General features: G+C 36.8%; 12 protein-coding genes and 1 tRNA gene. 3 read left to right on the forward strand and 10 right to left on the reverse strand.

Annotation, left to right across the window (positions count from 1 at the left end; translation table 11 throughout):
• Positions 1-108 precede the first annotated feature (108 nt).
• Positions 109-1,176 (forward strand): AbrB family transcriptional regulator, encoded by a 1,068-nt coding sequence (locus BN3326_RS08365; RefSeq protein WP_083258601.1) that lies wholly within the window; start codon positions 109-111, stop codon positions 1,174-1,176.
• 103 nt (positions 1,177-1,279) lie between these two features.
• Here BN3326_RS08365 and BN3326_RS08370 read toward each other — a convergent pair.
• The 5 genes from BN3326_RS08370 to BN3326_RS08390 form a co-directional block, all read right to left on the reverse strand.
• Positions 1,280-1,352: transfer RNA gene (locus BN3326_RS08370), tRNA-Gln, on the reverse strand.
• A 93-nt stretch (positions 1,353-1,445) separates the two neighbouring features.
• The gene (locus BN3326_RS08375; protein ID WP_069998725.1) at positions 1,446-1,814 is read right to left on the reverse strand and encodes an MmcQ/YjbR family DNA-binding protein; all 369 of its coding nucleotides are present in this window, start codon (positions 1,812-1,814) and stop codon (positions 1,446-1,448) included.
• Positions 1,811-2,080 carry a DUF3795 domain-containing protein gene (locus BN3326_RS08380; protein ID WP_069998726.1) on the reverse strand — a complete coding sequence of 90 codons (270 nt, stop codon included), beginning with the start codon at positions 2,078-2,080 and terminating at the stop codon, positions 1,811-1,813. The genes BN3326_RS08375 and BN3326_RS08380 overlap by 4 nt, the downstream gene beginning before the upstream one ends.
• Before the next feature lie 94 nt (positions 2,081-2,174).
• On the reverse strand, positions 2,175-3,080 hold the full coding sequence (locus BN3326_RS08385; protein WP_069998727.1) for a helix-turn-helix transcriptional regulator: 906 nt from the start codon (positions 3,078-3,080) through the stop codon (positions 2,175-2,177).
• A 103-nt stretch (positions 3,081-3,183) separates the two neighbouring features.
• Positions 3,184-6,420: a DUF2157 domain-containing protein gene (locus BN3326_RS08390; RefSeq protein ID WP_069998728.1), complete on the reverse strand. Its 3,237-nt coding sequence runs from the start codon at positions 6,418-6,420 to the stop codon at positions 3,184-3,186.
• A gap of 364 nt (positions 6,421-6,784) precedes the next feature.
• Here BN3326_RS08390 and BN3326_RS08395 point away from each other — a divergent pair, with 364 nt between their 5' ends.
• A complete protein-coding gene (locus BN3326_RS08395; RefSeq protein WP_069998729.1) occupies positions 6,785-7,924 on the forward strand; it encodes a trans-sulfuration enzyme family protein in 1,140 nt (379 codons plus the stop codon).
• A gap of 3 nt (positions 7,925-7,927) precedes the next feature.
• Complete coding sequence (locus BN3326_RS08400; RefSeq protein ID WP_069998730.1) at positions 7,928-9,103, forward strand: MalY/PatB family protein; 1,176 nt, start codon at positions 7,928-7,930, stop codon at positions 9,101-9,103.
• Positions 9,104-9,181: 78 nt separating this feature from the next.
• Here the strand turns inward: BN3326_RS08400 and BN3326_RS08405 are convergent, their stop codons facing one another.
• From BN3326_RS08405 to BN3326_RS08425, 5 genes are read right to left on the reverse strand one after another with little or no spacing between them, the layout of a single operon-like run.
• Entirely contained in the window at positions 9,182-10,447 is a 1,266-nt protein-coding gene (locus tag BN3326_RS08405) for a glycosyltransferase family 2 protein (protein WP_069998731.1), read from the reverse strand.
• Positions 10,448-10,481: 34 nt separating this feature from the next.
• The gene (gene rfbH / locus BN3326_RS08410; protein WP_069998732.1) at positions 10,482-11,801 is read right to left on the reverse strand and encodes a lipopolysaccharide biosynthesis protein RfbH; all 1,320 of its coding nucleotides are present in this window, start codon (positions 11,799-11,801) and stop codon (positions 10,482-10,484) included.
• Between the two features lie 26 nt (positions 11,802-11,827).
• Entirely contained in the window at positions 11,828-12,928 is a 1,101-nt protein-coding gene (locus BN3326_RS08415) for a DegT/DnrJ/EryC1/StrS family aminotransferase (RefSeq protein WP_069998733.1), read from the reverse strand.
• Positions 12,929-12,977: 49 nt separating this feature from the next.
• Positions 12,978-14,141 (reverse strand): pyridoxal phosphate-dependent aminotransferase, encoded by a 1,164-nt coding sequence (locus BN3326_RS08420; protein ID WP_207646325.1) that lies wholly within the window; start codon positions 14,139-14,141, stop codon positions 12,978-12,980.
• Positions 14,142-14,167: 26 nt separating this feature from the next.
• Positions 14,168-14,707 carry a GNAT family N-acetyltransferase gene (locus BN3326_RS08425; protein WP_069998734.1) on the reverse strand — a complete coding sequence of 180 codons (540 nt, stop codon included), beginning with the start codon at positions 14,705-14,707 and terminating at the stop codon, positions 14,168-14,170.
• Between the last annotated feature and the right edge of the window lie 91 nt (positions 14,708-14,798).

The raw sequence follows: 14,798 nt of genomic DNA on the forward strand, positions 1-14,798 counted from the left end.
CTCATAATCAATAAACTTCTGTCATTATAGCTACTTATTATAATAAAGTCAACGTTTAATACTAAGCTTATATGTTATAATAAAGTGTAAACAGATTAAGCGCTAGGAGTGACTGCTATAAATACTATTATTATTACACTGCTCGTCGCAATACTCGGAGCAATCATTGCCCCCAAATTAAAAATTCCTGCTGGCACCATGATAGGTGCTATGTTTGCTGTAGCACTATTAAATATTATAACTGGTATGGCTTCAATGCCTGCTGGTTCAAAAACCTTTACACAAATTATAGCAGGCTTATTTATTGGCAGCAATGTCACCCGTCGTGATGTTCTTGCACTTCGTTCAATGATTAAGCCTGCCATACTGACCGTTGTTTCAATGTTATGCTTTAGCTTAACAGTAGGATTCATTATTTATAAAATAACACCATACGATCCTGTGACTGCCATGTTAGCATCTGCGCCTGGCGGTATAGTTGATATGTCTCTTATAGGCGATGATATGGGTGCTGATACAGCTGTTATTTCTATGCTTCAGCTTGTACGACTTATATCTGTAATGGGATTATTTCCAGCTCTAATCCGCCATGTTATACCCCTTCTAGAATCTTCAAAACATCCAAAGGCTCCACTTAATGCTGCCAGCTTAAAAAATACAGCCTGTACTACTACGCTGTCTATATCCAATAAACCAAAAGCTATTATATGTACGGCTTTTATAAGTATTGTCTCTGGACTTATTGGGTATGTCTTAAAAATCCCCGCAGGTGCTATTGTATTTTCAATGGTTGGCGTTGCCCTTCAGAATATATTTTGGGGCAATGTCTATATGCCCCCAGCTGTTAAAAGCTTTGCTCAAGTGTGTGCTGGGACACTTATTGGGGTTAATGTAACGCTTACATCTATCCTTCATTTGCGTTCTGCTATTATTCCAGCTATTATACTCATAGCAGGTTTCGCTATGATGACGCTATTAACGAGTATGGTGCTTTATAAAAATAGCAAGTTAGATATGATAACCTGTTTTTTTGCCTGTGTTCCAGGCGGTGCAACAGATATTTGTCTTATGGCAAGTGATTTTGGGGCAGAACCACCCAAAATAATTGTTATACAACTCCTTAGACTTGTATGTGTCATTGCTTTTTATCCAATAATTATCAGTTTAATTATTTAGAATCATAAGTTTGATTCACTTATGACTATAATATAACTTATATACCTAATAAAAAAGACATCCTGCTTAGTATTTTTAATACTAAACTAGGATGCCTTTATGACTGAGCTGGAAGGATTCGAACCTTCGAAGTGCTGGAGTCAGAGTCCAGTGCCTTACCGCTTGGCGACAACTCATCAATCCCAAAAGATTGTTTTACCTTTATCATTATATAATCATTAATGTATTTTTTCAAGCCATTTCTTCTGCTATTTCTGATGTTTCTAACGCTAGTTCTTATGCTGCTGGTTTAAATCCATTTGTACCTTCTTAGGCAAAGCTTTAAATATAAGATGATACGACCGGTCAATCATATCCTTTAATACTTCATCAGGTACTTCACCCTCTAGATATAAAGAGTTCCAATGGTCTTTATTCATATAATAACCTGCTATGATATCTTTATATTGCTGTCTTAAAAATTGTCCATGAGGCGGCTCCAGTTTAAGCGTTATAATTTGTTTTCCTTCTTTATCCCCACCTCTTAGGGCAAACATCTTACCACCTAACATATATCTTGTTGCTTGCCACTCTTCTTTAAAATCTTTTTCTGCACCTATCTTTGATAGACAATATGCATCTAACCACTCATATTTCATTTTTCATTCCTCCACATCTCACACTGATTAATACGCGCTCCATCATCACCTTGCGCTTTATCATACGCAAACTCTAAAAGCTGATCACAGGGAAAAATATCATCTGCACATTCTCCGCAATGTTTAAGCTGCTTTGATTCAGCACAAGACTTAATCTTACAATCCTCTCCCCAAAAAGGCTTTGTGATACAAGTACACCCTTTACAATTCATACTAACCCTAAACTCACATTCTGAACAAACGATGCCACATCTTGATTCAACCATATTAACGCCCCCACCTTGTATACTCTAATCTATTAAATGTTTCTATATGATCATATCAAAGTAAACAGGACATCTATATGTCTTGTTCAAAAAATTATTTATACTTTTTAAGCATTTTTCTTACCTGCTCCTTAATTTCATCTTTTAAATCTTTTGGAAAAATAACCTGAGCTCTATCCCCAAAACCTAGAAGCCACCTGATAATATAATCCCGATTAGTATACCCTCTCTCAAAACGCAGCTTACCATCTTCTGTTTGTTTATAACAGTCTGGTCCATATTCTTCAATTAATAAATATTCCTCACTTTTATCAAATAAAACGATCATTTTATGATTATCTGTTAGATGTCTATCTAGATCCTGCTTCTCTACCGGAACTTCTCTTGGTTTAAAAACTTCTAAGCTTAACGCAAGCTCCCATAAGCGGTTCAGCTTAAACAGACGAAAATCTTCACTTTTCATACAAAAACCAAATACATACCACGCCGACCACTTAAAGACTATGAAGTAAGGTTCAACTAACCTCCCTTCAACCCCTTTAGGGGAATAATAATCAAATGAGATTCTATGGTTTTCTTTTATAGCCCCTTGGAGCAGATTAATTTTTGCAGAAAGACTTTCCTTATAATGTGATGCTAAATCAATAACCATACTATCCTTTAAGGCTATTACCTCCTCTTGATTTGGAGAAAGTTTTTTTAAAAGATTCTCAAGGCCGCTCGTATGGTAAGCCGAACTTAAACTTCTAAGACCAATAAGAATATTCTGCAGTTCTTCTCTTGTTAGTACACTTCTATCAAGATTATAGCCTTCGGCAATTGAAATTCCTCCACCTCCACCCTGCCAGGTTATTATAGGTATACCTGCTTTGCACAAATCATCAATATCCCGTCCAATAGTTCGTCTAGAAACCTCTAGTTTTTGTGCCAGCTCAGGTGCTGTTATTCTTTCTCTTTGAAGTAAAATAGTAATAATAGCAATCAATCTATCGATTTTCATATGCCGCTCCAGATATATAAATTAGAATTTGCTAATAACGCTAAACGCTATATGCCTTTATAATATAATGACTCTTATCAAGTAGACTATCTGATCTAACAGTCTACCAGGACCAATCGCTCATAAAACGTCCTACTTTTTCTACAAGACTCGTGCTCTTTCCTTTAATACGTTCATTGACTGCTGCAATACTAATAAGTATAATCCCAGCTCCAAGCAGATAAATCCACCACGCCAGCGACATCCAGAAACTTTTAGACATATAGAGTGCTAAAACTACCAAGGTTACTGCCGAGAGTACAAACCACCTTTTCCGCTTAAGATAAAAAGAAACTAACAATATCCCTAAAGCACTTAAAGCAATAATAAGTGTGTCTATGTCATTTTCATAAATAACTGCATCTACGCCTAATCTTATCAAACAAAAGATGCCAACAGCTAATGAAATAATGCTTGTTACCCTTTCTTGGCCTTTCCATATCACCTTTTGTACTAGAAAAGCAATTAAAATAAGCGGCAGTAAATTAAGTTCTGTCTCAATTCTTTCATGAAAGACAATAAATGGCTGCATCCAATAGGCAAAAGCTACACAAATACTTGCTGCTGTAAAAATAATTTTATTTGCATGATTGGCCTTAAATCTACTATAAAAGGAAAGTATATAAAGCCCCATAAGTATACAACCTGCAAACCGCCAGTACTGATCTCCTTTAAATAGGAGATAGAAAGGTGCTGTAATATTGATAACTGCCAACCAGTCAACCTCAATCTTTCGCTTCCCCCCCCACTCATGTAATGCATAAAACTGTTTACAAAGCATCCGGCTAAATAGGGTTAAAAAGATAAATAACGCAAGCGTCATTGTCATGTATATCACTTCTTCATCATATCCGAGTCTCGAAAGCGTAGTATAAAGTACTGGATAAATGAGTGTAAGCGGCAGAATACTCCATAGGGTATTTTTTTGAAGATAAAGTGCTCCAAAACTTAAGACTATGAGCACCAAACTCACTATGACGTATAAAGATGAAATATCCTGATCCAATATATAAAGTCCTGTATTAATACATGCCAATAAATAGAGACTTATCGCTGATAAATAATATAAATTCTTAATACCTTCTGTCTCCGTCTCTTCTTGGCTGCTGCCTAAGAGATACACACCAAATAAAATAATAGACAACGCTGCCGGCGCACAAAGCATATAAGCAATATGACTATTGGTAAATAGGCTTCTTGCAGTAAAAAACACTGCCATAAATAGTCCCGTGCCCGCTACATAATACATACTATTTATACCAATTAGACCTATCCCCTTCTCTTTCTTCTGTTCTATCCTATACCTTACACCCCAATAAAGTGTAAAGAGCCACAAATAGGCAGGATAATGTCCTCTGTTTAGTAATAGTACGGTCACAATAAAAGCGGCTATAGTATAAAGTGTTACAGCTGCCCCAAAAGGATTTTCATAACGAGATAACCGACTGTATTTATGCTGCAAAATCAAAATGCATACGGCTGATAGTGTAAGTAGCATCACATAAGCTAAAAATAGATACTTGCCTGCGTCTCTATTAAAGCTATTTACAACCATTTCTCTAATAGGAAGCAGCATCAATATAAGTGTATGAGGTAATATAAGTGCATAAAATTTACACCACAAATCTTTTTCCTTCTGCGCAGATAATATCCCAATTAAAACGCAAACTATCATGAAGGAACTTAACACAAATACATTCTTGTAACTCCAAAAGCTTGAAGCATACTGATAAGAAAAGTCATATAAGCCTCCCCATAATGAGGTTATTACAAAGAGCCCATCAGATAACCTAGTTCTAAAAGAAATATGTGCCTTAGATACTTTAAGAAAATAATAAATACCAAAAAATAGCACTGTTGCTAAAGATAGGATTATTCCTTTTGGAAACCCAGGGGGTAATAAAATTTCTACACTTCCCCATAATAATGTAATAAGTACAACAGGCTGCATATAGAGCAGTGGTTTATTTTTATACTTTAAAATACCCCATGTCATATTAAATAGAACAATTGCTGCTGCAGCTAACCTATATAGTGTCCATGTTTCTTCAATAATTACTGCTGCCCCACCAACGCCTAGACAAATAATGCCTATCAGTACTGCGGCAATATTCAAAGCTCTTTTTACATAGTTATTTAATAAATTCATTAAGCTAAAAATAAAAATCATAACGCCAGCAAGGGACATCATCAAAAACAGTTTGTCTATTTCATAAGATGCACCAAGCTTTACAAACCCAACCATCAATGTCACCGTAAAGGGATAAATCCCATACACTTTTGCCTCGGAATAAAAAGTCCCATTTAGAAAAATCCCGGCAAAAATAATCATCGCAATCCCAGAGAGTATCCCCATACCTGATATAACTGCCCCAAAGACTGCCAAAACTAGAAGATTGATCATCGAAAAAGGCCTCATAAATTTTAGAAATAAAGTATATGTCTTTTCTTGTTGCTCTTCATTAATGGTTAATCTTTGGCTTAGTATAATAAGTGCCGAAGAATAAATCGCAAGTCCTAATGCTAAAAGATCCATTGCATCAAACACTATACGTATCAAACTCATAAAAGATAAGGTCACACAGCCAAATGTCGTCCATACAAAATAATAGGATTGATACTTCATCCCCCCTATAAAAGCTGCTAAAGCCAGTAATAAAAATGCCGTTAATGCAAGTAAATACCGGCCTTCTCCATACAGAGTAAACCAGTCTCCAAGTAACCTAAAATAACCTACAGCTATCATTGTAATAGGTAAAAAGATACTACCTAGTGTATAAAACGCAACACTAGTTTGCTTAAGCTTCAGTTTATTTTCTGCAATCCATGAAGAGGTGAAAAATACTATAACAAGTGAAAATACAATCATCGTCCTTGCAAGACTAGGCAATGTCTTCCATGTGGTTGTAGCAAAAATAAGCCCCGAAAGAATAATAAAGAGTACGCCAATAATAAGTACAATATTGATGGTACTTATAGGTTTTTTAGATTTTTTAGAAGGCTGATAAGATGGTATAGAATTTTGAACCCTATCACCATTATATAGCGGCTCTAACTTAGTGCCCTGCTGTATCTCATCTGTTTTTGGTATGTTACAGCTTGGATAATCCCCATAGCTATCTCGCCTTTGTATTATATTATGATACACTTCCTTTGAAATCTTTTCTTCTTCATAAAGTCTCCGTAAATAAGCTGTAAGCATCTGCATCTGCCTATTAAGCTTGGATTTTTGACTTGCTGTAATGATAAGCCATATGCCAAGGATAATAGGTGATATCATCCATAGTACAAAAATTACCATATAAACTTTCCTCCCGATCAGTATTATAGGAACCTATCCATAAATTTCTTATGAATAAACTTTTACACCTTTACCCCCATTGCATATCACAAATGAAAAATTGAAAGTGTTTTTATTTCAACCTTACACTTATATAATAAAAAATATTCTATATTTTTAATATATCATACCATAAAACTAATAATATAATAATTTAAATTGACAACTTTATTTTTTTCTCATATCATTGAATACATATAATATTACTATGAAATAAAGCTCAAAATTAATTATATAAAAATAATACTATATGTCTTAATAAATCAATATAAAAAACATCAAACTAATCAAAAGTTTATTTTTTACTAAGATGGGAGATATGACTATGGATTTTAATACACTTTGTATACATGGTAATGATGACAAATATGACCGTACCGGTGCTGTAAGTGTACCTATTTTTCAGTCTGCAACTTTTGCACACCCTGGTGTTGGTCAAAGCACAGGTTATGATTACTCACGTCTTCAAAACCCAACGCGTGAACATCTTGAAAAAACAGTCGCTCAACTTGAAGGAGGTATTGATGCAATAGCTTTTTCAACAGGGATGGCAGCTGTTTCTGCGCTCCTAGAGCTTTTCTCACCGGGCGATCATATTATTGCTTCTGATGATCTCTATGGGGGTTCCCATAGACTCTTTCATAATATATCTATGAAAAATGGCATTACCTTCGACTTTGTAAACACTTCTAATCTTTCGCTGATTGCATCTCACATTAACCCCCAAACTAAAGCAATTTTTATCGAGACGCCAAGCAATCCTATGATGCAGGTCACAGATATTGCCGCTGTATCACAACTTGCAAAAAACAAGAATCTTTTGCTGATTGTTGATAATACATTTTTAACGCCCTACTTCCAACAGCCTATTAAACTTGGTGCAGATATCGTCATACACAGTGGCACAAAATATCTGGGCGGTCACAATGACACCCTTGCAGGTTTTTTAGTTGTCTGTGATAATCAGATCTTAGAACAACTAAGATTTATTTATAGGACAACGGGTGCGTGTCTTTCACCATTTGACAGCTGGCTTTTGATTCGTGGTATTAAAACCCTTGCTATTCGTATGGAAAAGCAACAGGAAAATGCCACCAAGCTCGCTGGATGGCTTTGTACACAAGAAAAAGTTAAAGCAGTACATTATGTTGGACTTTCGACGCATCCTGACTATGAGGTTTCAAAAAAACAATCAACTGGCTTTGGCGCCATGATTTCCTTCGAGGTAGATTGTGAACAAACTGCAAAAAAAATATTGGAATGTGTATCTGTCATACAGTACGCAGAGAGCTTGGGTGGCGTAGAAACACTGATCACTTATCCCATGATGCAAACGCATGCTGATGTTCCCAAAGAAGAACGGGATGCAAAAGGTATTAATGAATGTCTGCTCCGTCTGTCAGTTGGTCTTGAAAGTATCCAGGATTTAACGCGCGACCTTGCAGATGCCTTAAAGGAGGAATAGAGAATGGATTATAATTTTGATAAAATAATAGACCGCCGAAATACCGATTCGATTAAATATGATTTTGCCCTCCGCCGTGGTAAACCTGATGGCATCTTGCCACTTTGGGTTGCAGATATGGATTTTCAAGCACCGCCTGCTGTAATAGATGCACTTACAGATAAAAGTCTTCATGGTATTTTTGGTTATTCTGAAAACAGAGAGGACTATATTGAAGTATTACAAAACTGGTTTGCTTCCCAGTTTGATTGGCATATAGAGCCCAATTGGCTTGTAAAGACACCCAGTGTTGTCTATGCTATTTGTACCGCTATTCGCGCACTCACCAATAAAGGTGATGCCGTCCTCATCCAACAACCTGTTTACTACCCTTTCGCCGAGTCAGTTCTAATCAATGAGCGTATGCTTGTGATTAATGAGCTTGTTTACTCTAATGGCAGATATTTCATAGATTTTGAGGACTTTGAAAATAAAATTAAACAAAATAATGTCAAGCTGTTCATCTTATGCAGCCCCCATAATCCAGTAGGCCGGGTATGGACACAAGATGAACTGATTCGTATGGGAGATATTTGTACAAAACATGGTGTTATAGTCGTTTCAGATGAGATACATGCCGACTTTATATATGAAAACCATATACATTCTGTATTCGCCAATCTAAAACCAGAGTTTTCCGATATAACGGTTACCTGTACTGCACCTACTAAGACGTTCAATCTGGCTGCTCTGCAGATCTCCAATATTTTTATAGAAAATAGAGCTATCCGACATAAATTTAAAAAAGAGGTTTCTAAAAGTGGTTATAGTCAACTTAATATTATGGGGATCACTGCCTGCAAAGCTGCTTACTCTAACGGACTTGAGTGGCTCATGGCATTAAGAACATATCTTGTGGGAAATTTAGAGTTCGCTCGAACCTTTCTTAGTGAAAAACTTCCTCAAATCAAGCTTGTCGAACCAGAAGGCACCTATCTTATTTGGCTTGATTTTAAAGAGCTGGGTCTAAGTGAAGCACAGCTTGAAGATCTTATCGTAAATAAAGCAAAACTATGGCTGGATGCCGGTGAGATGTTCGGTGCCGGTGGTGCCGGTTTTCAGCGTATTAATATCGCTTGTCCTCGATCTATTCTTGAGCAAGCCTTTATTCAGCTCGAAGAAGCTGTTTCCCAATTATAATATTCAAAAGTAGCCTATAGGATAAAATAAATTTATCTCATAGGCTATTTTTTCTTTATCAGTTTTTTCAATATAGCTTTATTTATTGCTAAGTTCTTCTTGTGACTGCTGTGCTGTAAAAGCAAAGTAATAATTACGTACTTGATTTGAATGAATAAAACCCTTTTCTAAAAGTATGTTATTTATTTTGGGATATACTTCACCTAAAGCAGTTGTAATAATCTGTCCATCATCTTTTACCATATCCGCCAGATCTATAAAAAATTGTTCCAGATCATCAAGTTTATTGGTTTCGCTTTCAACAACGATCACATCATACTGTCTGCTGCCAAAGTATTGTTTTACATTTTGAGCTGATGCATAAATGCACTCCCTACAAATCGTATAAAGATCTGTCATACTCTGTTCAGCTTCTGAAAGGTAAAAAAGCTCTGTATCCCAAACACCGTTTTTTCTAAATATATTTTTCATCTGCAGCAGTGTTGATGCACATGACTTACCTATACCAAGAATACGAACTGATCCCCCTTTAGTATAGTCTGCTATATTGACAATATTAAAATCAATCATACAGGCATTCCACGAGTACAAGCCGAACTTTTTCTTAAATAACTCATTATTTCTAGCAGCAAGGTTATTCTTCGTATATTCCGCATTAAAAGTAACTGATCCAAAATGATGAACATAAGTATCCATTGCAAGAATCAATTTGTAGCCTGCCCGGCGTATACGAAAACTGATTGCATCATCATCATAAGCCCCCGGGTTAAATGCTTCATCAAATCCGCCTATCGCTTTCTGCAGGTCGGTTCTAAAAAGACATGTATAAGTTACCAGTTTAAGTCTTTCTTCCCATAGATTTGGATTGCTCTTATTATACTTTCTAGCCATGTGCTGCATCTCATCCAGTGAGTTATAGGGCAGTACAACCTGCTGATTGTTAGACGAAGCACCGCATACCGGAACTACCATACCGACTTTTACATCTGATTCCATACACGTTATCAGGTTACTCAGCCAATTACTTGTCACTACAATATCATTACTCAAGTTAAGCGTGTATTTGCCTTCTGCTATTTTAAAGCCGTAATTAATGGCTTTATCTACGCCGATATTCTCAGGAAAACTAATTTTCTTAGTATGAGTAAGGCTCTCAAAATACGCCTCTGTCCCATCCGTTGAACCATTATTAATGGTAATAAGCTCAAAATTTACATCTGATGTATACTTATATAAGCTTTCAATGCACATCTTCGTATAATTAAGGTGATTGTAGGCTAAAACTACAATACTTACAAGTGGTGTATGTACCTCACTTGTAATTAAACTTTTATGATCCATCATATCTTAACCCCCTGATTAATTAATACCCCTGTGGTTAAATACCTTCTATAAAATGATCGATTCTTTCAACCATGTACGCTAACTTTTCTTGAGTCATCCCTGGATATACGCCTATAAAAAACGTATGATGCAGTACTTTTTCTGTCTGCTCAAGACTTCCGCTTATACGATACTGTATATTGCGATAAGCCGGATGTTTTAATATATTGCCTGTAAAAAGCATCCGTGTTTCAATATGCTCATTTTCCAAATACATCACGATATCCTTTCGCGAAAAAGCGCTATCACTGCGCAAAGTGAGTGGCATCGCAAACCAGGAAGGATTAGATTTCGGAAGTGCCTTTGGCAATATAAAATAATTTTCATGTTTATTTAGTGCATGATAGAGTATGCTAAAGTTCTTTCTTCTAGCCTCGCCAAAACCCGGAAGTTTTTTTAACTGTTCAATCCCCATAGCACATTGAATATCAAGAGGTTTTAAATTATACCCTATATTACTGTAAACATATTTATGATCATAACCATCAGGAAGCCCTTCAAATATGTGATCGAACCTGTGTCTGCACGCTCCATTTGGATTTTTCTCCCCAGTCTGACAGTAACAGGCTCTACCCCAATCGCGGATAGAAAGTGCCTGTCTATACAACCCCATATTATTTGTAAGCACAGCGCCACATTCTCCCATTGTCATATGATGGGCTGCATAAAAGCTATAGGTTGACATATCCCCAAATGTACCACAAAGTTTACCATCATAATAGGATCCCAGTGCATCGCAAGTATCTTCGATTACATAAAGCCCATGGGTTTTTGCAAAATCCATAATGACATCCATCTCAGCAGGATTTCCCAAAGTATGTGCGAACATTATGGCACGGGTCTTATCAGATAATGCCTGCTCAAGCTTAGAGGCATCGATATTATAAGTTCCCTCCTCCACATCTACAAAAACTGGCACAAGGCCATTTTGTAGAATAGGGTTAAGGGTTGTAGGAAATGTAAGGGCCGTAGTAATAACTTCATCTCCAGGCTTCATGGGCTGCGCTATATTCGGCGAGCATAAAGCACTTATAGCCACTAGGTTTGCTGAGGATCCTGAGTTGAGCATCAGGCCATATCTCATACCCATATAAGCAGAAAAATCTTTTATAAACGCATTGCCCTTTTCCCCTAAGGTAAGCCAAAAATCTAATACGCTATCTACCATTGCTTGCATTTCCTTCTCATCGAATACACGACCAGCATAGTTTACCTTGGATGTTCCCGGAATAAATACCTCTTTTTGTTTACGAAGTTCATAAATTTCTTTTGTACGCTCAATAATCTCTGCTCTAAGCTGTTGTTCCGACTTCATGCCTTTCTCACCTCACTCATTCACTCTTAAAGAAAACTTAGCAAACTTTTGCATACAAAATCTACGTCTTCTTCTGTCATATTCGCAGCAGAAGGCAGGGAGATACCTCGCTCTTCTACCATCCTGGCAACAGGATTTTCGAACCTCTGCTCAAATTCAGGAAAACGACTCATCTGAGGAAAGCCCGGTCTTGCATGAATATTTAAAGCCTTTAATTTATCTAAAATACTATCTCTTTGATTTTTAGAATATCCTTCAAGAAGCAGAGAAGGATAACAATAATTGCTCATATATCCCTCTTTTTCTTTTATCATTTTAATACCTTTTATAGTTTTAAGTTGATTATAATAAAAACTAAATAGCTGCCTTTTTTTATCTAGAAGTTCATCTACCCTTTCAATTTGTGCCAGTGCGAGAGAAGCCGTAATATTATTCATAGTATACTGATAACCAAGCTTATCTGACCAAAAAGCGGCTTGACTGTCCGTTCTTCCCATAGATGATAGCAGCTTCGCTTTTTCATAAAGTGTTTCGTTATCTGTTAACAAGATGCCTCCTTCTCCGCTTACAGTCATCTTACCGCCTTGAAAACTAAAACATGAAAGATCACCAAATGAACCCACACGTCTGCCCTTATATTGTGCGGCAATAGAAGGGGCCGCATCTTCAATAACGTAAAGGCCATATTCCTGTGCAATTTTAAGGATTTCTTCCATGTCGGCAGGGTGTCCAAAGGTATGAACAAGCATAATGGCCTTTGTCTTTGATGTAATAGCTTTTCTGATACAACTTGGGTCAATCGTCCAAGTATCCGGATCAATATCTACAAAAACACATTTTGCTCCTGTATACTTAATCGCATAAGCTGTAGCAACCCAGCTAAAATCCGTAACAATCACCTCATCTTGATCACATAAACCTAAAGATGCAGCTGCGAGATGCAAAGCTACGGTACAGCAATGGGTTGCAATAGCATATCTTACGCCTATATAATCTGCAAAGGTTTTTTCAAGTTTTTTAACATAGTTATCATAGTTTTCATACCATCCATTCCAAACTGCATCAAGCACGTAAGATGCCTCTTTTTCAGTAATAGATGGTCCTGCAAAGCTGATTTTTTTATTCAAAAGATTTCCCCCCTGACTAGTGATTACATGACACTTTTGCAGTGTTATGTTATTTTAACTTAAGCCTTTGTAGTCTCTCACAGGCCTCTTCCAGCACCTTATCCTCTTTTGCAAAACAAAGTCTAATAAGATTATTTCCGCCTTCATCATGATAAAAGGCACTGCCAGGTACAACAGCCACACCGGTTTTTTCAAGCAGATACATTGCTTTCTCTTTACTGCTTGTTCCAGGTATCGCACTTACATCTGCTAAAACATAATAAGCGCCCTGGGGTATATAAGGCATAATAGAAGCTTCTTTGAGGGCACTGCATATCAGATTTCTTTTGTGCTCATATTGCTTACTTAATGAAGTATAAAAACTGTCTGGTAATGTGATGATGGCCTTACTTACTCCAGCCTGTAAGGGTGCAGGTGCACATACGTACACCAGATCACTGGCACAGCCTATGGGGTTTGCAAGACTTTCATGACACGCGCTGTAACCAATACGCCATCCAGTAATACTAAAGGTCTTAGAATACCCAGAGATTGTAATAACCCGGTCCTTGATAGATGAAAGAGAGCCAGGGCTAATATGTTGCATACCATCATACACAATATACTCATAAATTTCATCTGTAAAGATGAGAAGATCATGCCGGATACATATCTCTGCTAGCTGATTAATCTCTTCTTGCGAGAATATTTTTCCCGATGGGTTTGAAGGTGTATTAATAACAATTCCCCGTGTCCGTTTGGTAATCAAACTTTCAACTGCTTCTGGATCAAAATGCCAATCTGGCGGCGTTAGCTTCGCATAAACAGGTACGATATCCAGTGCCAGCATAGTATATTCATGGTAACCATAATAAGGCTCAAAAAGGATCATCTCGTCGCCAGGATTTAAAAGTGCAAGACATGCACAGTAGAAAGCACCTGTCGATCCCGATGTAATAACGATGTCAGTATCAGGTTGAGTCTGTATCCCGTTATAATTTAAAAGCTTGTAAGCTACCGCATCTCTAAGCTCTGTAATACCATCAAATCTTGTATAATGATTCTCTCCCTTTTGAATAGCATCTTTTGCTGCGTCCGCAAGTATAGGTGGCAGCGGCATATCACAAATGCCTTGAGATAAATTAATACCACCGCTTTTTTCACACTCTATAGCCATAATTCTTATTTCTGAACGTGTAAGATTTTGCACTCTATTACTTATTATATTTTTCAAAAAAAGCTTCCTCCCTCTTTTCTTTATTAGCTATCAGACTGAAGCCGCATCACTGTATAAGTTTTGCTTGACCCTTGCCCCACCGGATGGTTTTCCGCCTCAATATAAAAGTTATTTCTTTTATAGAATGCAACGGCCCTTGTATTATCTGAAAAGACACGAAGACGAATAATAAGAAGTTTTAAATCTTTAAGTCCCCAACTAGTTAATGCACCTAGGGCAAATGTCATCATACCTGGATGCACTGATTTTTCACCTCTTAATACCGCATCTACTTCACAACTCTGTTCTTCATAATTAAAAGATGAATATCCGATATGCCCAACTTTTTCACCATCTACCGTAACAATAAGAAAAAGTATCCTATCATCTCGTTGAATAATCAGCTCATCCAACCATTTCTCAGTCCCCTGGGAAGTTGCTGTAAATTGGTCTGCTGACATAGATGGATTTTCATTGCGCCATCTGGCCAGAAGCTTGCCGCATACGGGCATCACAATGCGGTATGCCTTTATAACAGGTACAAGATAACCACAAAGTGTATCTTGCTGATTATAAATAGGCACACATTTTAGCAAGTCTCCTTTATCTTTACATTTAAAACTATCAAATATCTTTTTTATAAATAACTGATAATCATTCAGATGATTTCCCCCT

Source organism: Cellulosilyticum sp. I15G10I2 (genome assembly GCF_900095725.1).
Classification (GTDB): Bacteria; Bacillota; Clostridia; order Lachnospirales; family Cellulosilyticaceae; genus FMMP01.